The sequence below is a fragment of the Bradyrhizobium sp. P2_E8 genome (assembly GCF_056403875.1).
The window spans coordinates 1-6334 of the sequence record NZ_JBFUES010000401.1; the positions used below are offsets into that span (position 1 = coordinate 1).

Annotated in this window: 8 protein-coding genes; 4 read left to right on the forward strand and 4 right to left on the reverse strand. The window is 66.2% G+C overall.

Going from position 1 to position 6334, the window contains the following annotated elements; all coding sequences use genetic code 11:
- The coding region (locus AC1D00_RS21665; protein ID WP_477012067.1) for a LysR family transcriptional regulator at positions 1–904 on the reverse strand (904 nt) is incomplete at its 3' end.
- A gap of 117 nt (positions 905–1021) precedes the next feature.
- Between AC1D00_RS21665 and AC1D00_RS21670 the strand changes: the two genes are divergently transcribed.
- The 3 genes from AC1D00_RS21670 to wrbA all read left to right on the forward strand — a co-directional run bounded on the left by AC1D00_RS21670 (position 1022) and on the right by wrbA (position 3220).
- Positions 1022–1774 carry an SDR family NAD(P)-dependent oxidoreductase gene (locus AC1D00_RS21670; RefSeq protein WP_477012068.1) on the forward strand — a complete coding sequence of 251 codons (753 nt, stop codon included), beginning with the start codon at positions 1022–1024 and terminating at the stop codon, positions 1772–1774.
- A gap of 37 nt (positions 1775–1811) precedes the next feature.
- Positions 1812–2510 (forward strand): pirin family protein, encoded by a 699-nt coding sequence (locus AC1D00_RS21675; RefSeq protein ID WP_477012069.1) that lies wholly within the window; start codon positions 1812–1814, stop codon positions 2508–2510.
- A 110-nt stretch (positions 2511–2620) separates the two neighbouring features.
- Positions 2621–3220: an NAD(P)H:quinone oxidoreductase gene (wrbA, locus tag AC1D00_RS21680; RefSeq protein WP_135179341.1), complete on the forward strand. Its 600-nt coding sequence runs from the start codon at positions 2621–2623 to the stop codon at positions 3218–3220.
- A gap of 276 nt (positions 3221–3496) precedes the next feature.
- Here the strand turns inward: wrbA and AC1D00_RS21685 are convergent, their stop codons facing one another.
- Together AC1D00_RS21685 and AC1D00_RS21690 are read right to left on the reverse strand one after the other, a co-directional pair.
- Entirely contained in the window at positions 3497–4381 is an 885-nt protein-coding gene (locus AC1D00_RS21685) for a protein-L-isoaspartate O-methyltransferase family protein (protein WP_477012070.1), read from the reverse strand.
- Between the two features lie 114 nt (positions 4382–4495).
- Positions 4496–4972: an Lrp/AsnC family transcriptional regulator gene (locus tag AC1D00_RS21690; RefSeq protein ID WP_404552688.1), complete on the reverse strand. Its 477-nt coding sequence runs from the start codon at positions 4970–4972 to the stop codon at positions 4496–4498.
- Between the two features lie 122 nt (positions 4973–5094).
- Here AC1D00_RS21690 and AC1D00_RS21695 point away from each other — a divergent pair, with 122 nt between their 5' ends.
- A complete protein-coding gene (locus AC1D00_RS21695) occupies positions 5095–5634 on the forward strand; it encodes an RBBP9/YdeN family alpha/beta hydrolase (protein WP_477012071.1) in 540 nt (179 codons plus the stop codon).
- A gap of 22 nt (positions 5635–5656) precedes the next feature.
- On the opposite strand, the gene AC1D00_RS21700 is transcribed toward AC1D00_RS21695, so the two are convergent.
- Positions 5657–6334: GNAT family N-acetyltransferase (locus AC1D00_RS21700; protein WP_477012072.1), on the reverse strand; the 678-nt coding region annotated here is incomplete at its 5' end.

A 6334-nucleotide genomic window follows, 5' to 3' on the forward strand; every position in this document is an offset into this window, starting at 1 on the left:
GCTTGCAGGTGCCTGGCAGCTTTGCCGCGAGAAAATCGGCGAGGGCTTCGACGCGCGCGGGGCGCGGGCCGCCGGGCGGCGTCACCAGGTGCACGGCGCCTTCGGCCTGCTTCCAGTCCTTCAGGATCACCTCGACCTCGCCGGAGGAGATGGCCTCGCCGACGATGAATTCGGGAAGCTCGGCGATGCCGAGGCCGGCGATCAGCGCCGGCATCACCGCTTCGCCGTTGTTGACGCGAAGCTGCCCGCCCGGGCGCACGCTCGCCTGCTCGCCGGCGGAATTGGTGTAGTGCCAGACATTGGGCGTCGAGAGATAGGCGTAGCTGAAGCATTTGTGCTCGGCCAGATGCATCGGATGCGTCGGGCGGCCGTGGCGCTTGAGGTAGGACGGCGCCGCCACCGTGAACCGCGGCATGGTGAACAGCCGGCGCGCGATCAGCGAGGAATCCGGCAGCCGCGCGATCCGCACCGCCATGTCGAAGCCCTCGCCGATCAGGTCGATGGTCGCATCGCTCAGGTGCAGATCGACCGAGACCTCCGGATAGGTTTCGAAGAACTCCGGCAGCAGCGGCGCAACCGCCTTGATCCCGAACGTCATGGGCACGGCGAGCCGCACCAGGCCGCGCGGCGCCACCGATTGCGCCAGCGCCTCGTTCTCCGCCGCCTCACCATCGACGAGCAGGCGCGTCGCCCGTTCGGCGAGCTTGTGCCCGGCATCGGTCAGCGCGAGCCGGCGCGAGGTGCGGTTGAACAGCCGGGCGCCGAGCCGCTCCTCCAGCCGGGTGACGGCCTTCGACACCGTCGCCTTGGACATCGCGAGCTCGCTCGCGGCTCCCGCAAACGACCGTAATTCCACGACTTTTGCGAAAATCGCGAGCGCCTCGAAATCGGGGAGTTTTGCCATGGGGCCGGTCCAATCGGGCTATTTAGGAAACAATGTGTTTCGACAGTTTCTATTTTTATACCACGGGCGAACGCTTATCCAAGGGTCAATCGCAAACCCAGGGAATGGAGAAATCCAATGACCAAGAAGCTCTCAGGCAAGGTTGCCCTCGTCACCGGCGGCTCGCGCGGCATCGGCGCGGCCTCCGCCCGTGCACTCGCCGATGAAGGCGCGGATGTCGCCATCAGCTATGTCGCCTCGCCCGACAAGGCTGAGGCCGTCGTCACTGAGCTGAAGGCCAGGGGCGTCAAGGCCCGTGCCTTCAAGGCCGACCAGGCCTCGGCCAAGGACGTCACGAAGCTCGTCAGCGACGTCGCCAAGGAATTCGGCCATCTCGACATTCTCGTCAACAATGCCGGCGTCGCCGCGGGCGGCGCGATCGACGATGCCAACGCCGACACCGACGCCCTCGCCCGCCAGGATTCGGTCAACGTGCACGGCGTGATCGCGGCGATCCGCGCCGCCTCGCAGTTGATGGGCGAAGGCGGTCGCATCGTCACGGTCGGCTCGATGCTGGCCGACCGCGCCTCATTCCCCGGCCTTGCCGACTACGTCGCCACCAAGGCGGCCGTGGTCGGCTACACCAAGGGCGCGGCGCGCGACCTCGGCCCGCGTGGCATCACCGTCAACGTCGTGCAGCCCGGCTCGATCAACACCGACATGAACCCGGACGACGACCGCGACTTCGCGGAAGCCCAGCGCAAGCAGCATGCGCTCCAGCGCTTCGGCCGCCCCGAGGAAGTCGCCGCCGGCGTGGTCTTCCTCGCAAGCCCGGAGGCCTCCTTCGTCACCGGCACCGTGCTCAATGTCGACGGCGGGTTCGGCGCCTGAGCAAGGCGTCACCCGTTCAACCCAAGGAATTACGCACATGATCGAACTCAGACCTTTCGCGAAGCTCGGCGGCGCCGATCACGGCTGGCTCAAGGCCAAGCATCACTTCTCCTTCGCAAGCCATTACGATCCGGACAACATGGGTCACGGTGCCTTGCGGGTGTGGAACGACGACGAGATCGCGCCGAACACCGGCTTTCCCGCCCATCCCCATGCCAACATGGAAATCATCACCTATGTGCGCGAAGGCGCGATCACCCATCAGGACAGCCTCGGCAACGAGGGACGCACCGAGGCGGGCGACGTGCAGGTGATGAGCGCCGGCAGCGGCATCCGCCATTCCGAGTACAATCTCGAGCCGAGCAAGACCCGGATCTTCCAGATCTGGATCGAGCCTGTGACGCGCGGCGGACAGCCGACCTGGGGCTCGAAGCCGTTCCCGAAGGCAGACCGCTCCGGCAAGCTCGTCACCATCGCGAGCGGTTTCGAGAACGACGCGGACGCACTGCCGATCCGCGCCGATGCCCGGGTGCTCGCCACCACGCTGAAGGCCGGCGAAAGCGCGGAGTACGAGCCGCAGAAGTCGCGGCATCTTTATCTGGTGCCCGCGGCGGGCTCAGTCGAGATCAACGGCGTGCGCGTCAACGCCCGCGACGGCGYCGCGATCCGCGACGAGAGCAGGCTGAAGATCACCGCTCTGGAGGATTCAGAGCTCGTGCTTGTCGACGCGGCGTAACGACTCTCTCCCTTATGCCCGGGACATCTAGCGCGAAGACGCTTCGCGCTTTTGCTTGGGCACGACGACCCCAACCCGATCAATCCATTAAATCTGAAACGGAGACCACCATGACCAAAGTTCTCGTCCTGTATTATTCCGCCTACGGCCATATCGAAGCGATGGCCAATGCCGTTGCCGAAGGCGCGCGCGAAGCCGGCGTCACCGTCGACATCAAGCGCGTGCCCGAGCTGGTTCCGGCCGAGGTCGCGAAAGCCTCCTATTACAAGGTCGACCAGGCCGCGCCGATCGCAAAGATCGAGGACCTCGCCAATTACGACGCGATCATCGTCGGCACCGGCACCCGCTTCGGCCGGATGGCCTCGCAGATGGCCAACTTCCTCGACCAGGCCGGCGGGCTCTGGGCCAAGGGCGCGTTGCACGGCAAGGTCGGCGGCGCCTTCACGTCCAGCGCGACCCAGCATGGCGGCCAGGAGACGACGCTGTTCTCGATCATCACCAACCTCCTGCATTTCGGCATGGTCGTGGTCGGCATGAACTACGGCTTCGCCGGCCAGATGAAGCTCGACGAAGTCACCGGCGGCGCGCCCTACGGCGCCACCACGATCACCGGCGGTGACGGCAGCCGCCAGCCCAGCGCCAACGAGCTCGCCGGCGCGCGCTATCAGGGGCGCCAGATCGCGGAGACCGCCAAGAAGCTGCACGGCTAGCTGCACGGCTGAGCCTCGCAGTTAAGCTTTACGATCGACTGCATGGCTGATGCGACGCGGGCGGCATTCTCATTCGGGAATGCCGCCCCATCTCTGTGGGCAGGATATTTGATCAAAAGCGATACGAATGGCTTTCGAACTCTTGTTGATAGCGCAGATGATCCGCAGGCCCGCGCAGGCGCTGGCGCGCCGCTGGTATTGCCGCAGCCTGTTTCGGGCCTCGCGCGGCCGTTTTCAGTGCGCCGGGTGCACGCGGTCGTAAGGCGCGTGTGACCGCTAGGCCTGCGTGATGTCGGCGTGGGACGGAGTAGGATTTGTAAGAACAGGCGCAGGCGCCGTCGACAGCCACCAGCCCTCACCGGCGAACCAGCATGTCTGGTCGGGCGCGCCATCTCTCCGCAACGACTGCACGCTCTCCCATCCCCTCGCGAACGCGTCGGCCAATCGCCGGCCGGCGTCCGCATCCTGCAATCCCGCGCAGCCGATGAACTGGGCACGGCTGAGGAATTTCGCCGGCCAGACCGCGCCGTCGTCCGGGCGCGTGATCATCAGCATGCCGCCGAGCATGCCTTCGGGCGCGAGCGGAAACACCAGCCGCCCGCCGGGCCGCAGCGCATCGAGCCATTCGGCGGCAGGCTGCGCCGCGCCCGCGCAGACATAGATCACGTCRGCTTTGGGCAGATCGGACGCGATGCCCGAACGGTCGCGCACGTCCGCATGGGCGATGTCCTTCAGATTCGCGCGCGCAAGCCCCGCCAGACGTTCGTCGATCTCGTAGGCATAGACGCGGCCGCCGGGGCCGACGAGATGCGCCAGGATCGCGGTGTAATAGCCGCTGCCCGCGCCGATCTGGATCACGGTCTCGCCTTCCCTGACGGCGCAGCCGCTGAGCCAGTAGGCGTGCGCACCGGGCATCCCGATATTGAGACCACGCGTGCTGTCGAGCGCCAGCAGCGTGTTCTGATAGAGGAACGCGGGATCATCATCGGGCGTCACGACATAGGGGTGGCCGCCGAGAGCGATCGACCACGGCCCGGGCCCGACGAAAGGCTCGCGCCTCACGGTCCGAAAGGCCTCCTCGATACGGGGATCCGCGGTCTTCGCCGCGGCGCAGATCAACTGCGCATAGAATGCGCGATATTTTGCCGAACGATCTTCCATGTCGCCTCCGGGAAACAGAGGCGACGATAACACAACGCGCGCGATAATCGGAAGCTCTGCGCAATCGAGGGCTTTGTGACGGCGTGGTGACCTGTCGATCGCGCAGGCCGCGCCTCAACCGCGCTCGGCTTTCTTCCTGATAAGGTCTTTGCCGATCGGCCGCGCCGGTTCGCTCCGCAGCACCAGCGAGGTCGTGACAGCACCGAAGCCGGCAATACGATCCACGATCGTCTCGAGATCTTCCGGCGCCGGAACCAGCACCTTCAGCACGAAGCAGTCATCGCCGGTCACGCGATGGACTTCGACGATGTGGGGAATCTCGCTGAACCGTTTGAGGCAGGTCTTGATGTGCTCATGCGAGGTGCGCAGGCGCACCAGCGCCATCAGGCCGAGCCCAAGGGCGCGCGGGTTGATGCGGGCGCCGTAGCCTTCGATGATTCCGGCTTCCTCGAGCCGCTTGACGCGTTCGGAGACGGCCGGCTGGGACAGCCCCACGGAACGGCCAAGCTCGGACAACGGCACGCGCGCATTGGCTTGCAGCGTCTCCAGGATCTTCAAGTCCTTGGCATCGATGCTCCCGAAGCGATCCAACAAAATTCTCCATTCCGCCTTGAGATCATCGGCAGACGGTCGATTCCGCCGATGACTTGCCATGTGATGCAGGACCGGGATCGGCCACACTGCAGCGTCACCTCAGATATCACGGGACGATCATGCACGACATCATCACATTGCCGGGCCTCGGCGGCTCCGGAGACACCCATTGGCAGACGCTCTGGGAGCGCACCGACGCGCGCTTCACGCGATTTCAGCCGGCGAGCTGGGACCAGCCCGACCTCCATGACTGGGAGCAATCCCTGGAGCGAGCGGTCGGGCACTGCGCGAAGCCGCCTGTGCTGGTTGCACACAGCCTTGCCTGCCTGCTGGTGGTGCACTGGGCCGCTCGCTTCCCATCCGCGATTGCGGGTGCGTTTCTGGTCGCGGTCCCCGATCCGGACGGCGGCAATTTCCCCTTGGAAGCCGCCTCGTTCAAGCCGGTCCCGGACCGCACGCTGCGCTTTCCCTCGCTCATCATCGTCAGCACGAATGATCCCTATGGCGAGCTCGAGGTGACCCAGCGACGGGCGAGCGCCTGGCAGTCCGGCTTGATCGCGCCGGGCGCCCTCGGCCACATCAATGCGTCGAGCGGGCTTGGCGACTGGCCACAGGGTCGCGCGTTGCTGGATGCCTTCTGCGCAGGCCTTTCGAGATGATGAGCGAACAGGGGGGCGCCTGTCAGCGCGTGCCCTTGCCGATCGCCCGCGCCGCGACGGCGGCGAGCCTGGGGTGGCGGCGCAGGCCTTGCGCAGCATGGTCGCGCCATGCGTAAGGAGCGCCGCGCCAGGACAGCGCGACGCTGACGTCGGTCAACGGCACCGGCTCGGCGCCGAAGCGGCGCTTGTAGTCCTGGTTGCCGATGCTGAGATCGAAACGGCGCACGCCCTGTGCATGCAGCGCCGCCATGGTGCGTTCGGTGACGAGCAGCCCCGGCGAGCAGCTCGACCATGCATCGCCGGCGTGGCTGATGCGCAGCAGGAAGTAGGTCGCGCCATGCCTGACGCCGAGCGTGGTGGCAACGACGCCCTCGTCGCACACCAGCGCCGAGACGACGGCATAGCCATCCGCAACGCCCTGGCGCGCGACCTCGCGATAGAATCGGGCATGCGTATCGTCGTTGAGGACGAACCGCGAGCCGAGCTTGCGCATGCGCGCCTGCTGCTGGGCATCCATCACGTCCAGCAGCTCATGCGCGCGCRTGACATCCGTGGCGATCTCGAAGCGCGCGCCGGCATGACGGCCGAACACGCGCCAGCAGCGCGGCATCTGCATGCGCTTGATCGAGGCCTGATAGTCGTCATAGCTGTCGCCCGTCAGCACGAGATTTCCGTTCAGCGAGCTGGATCCGATACGACC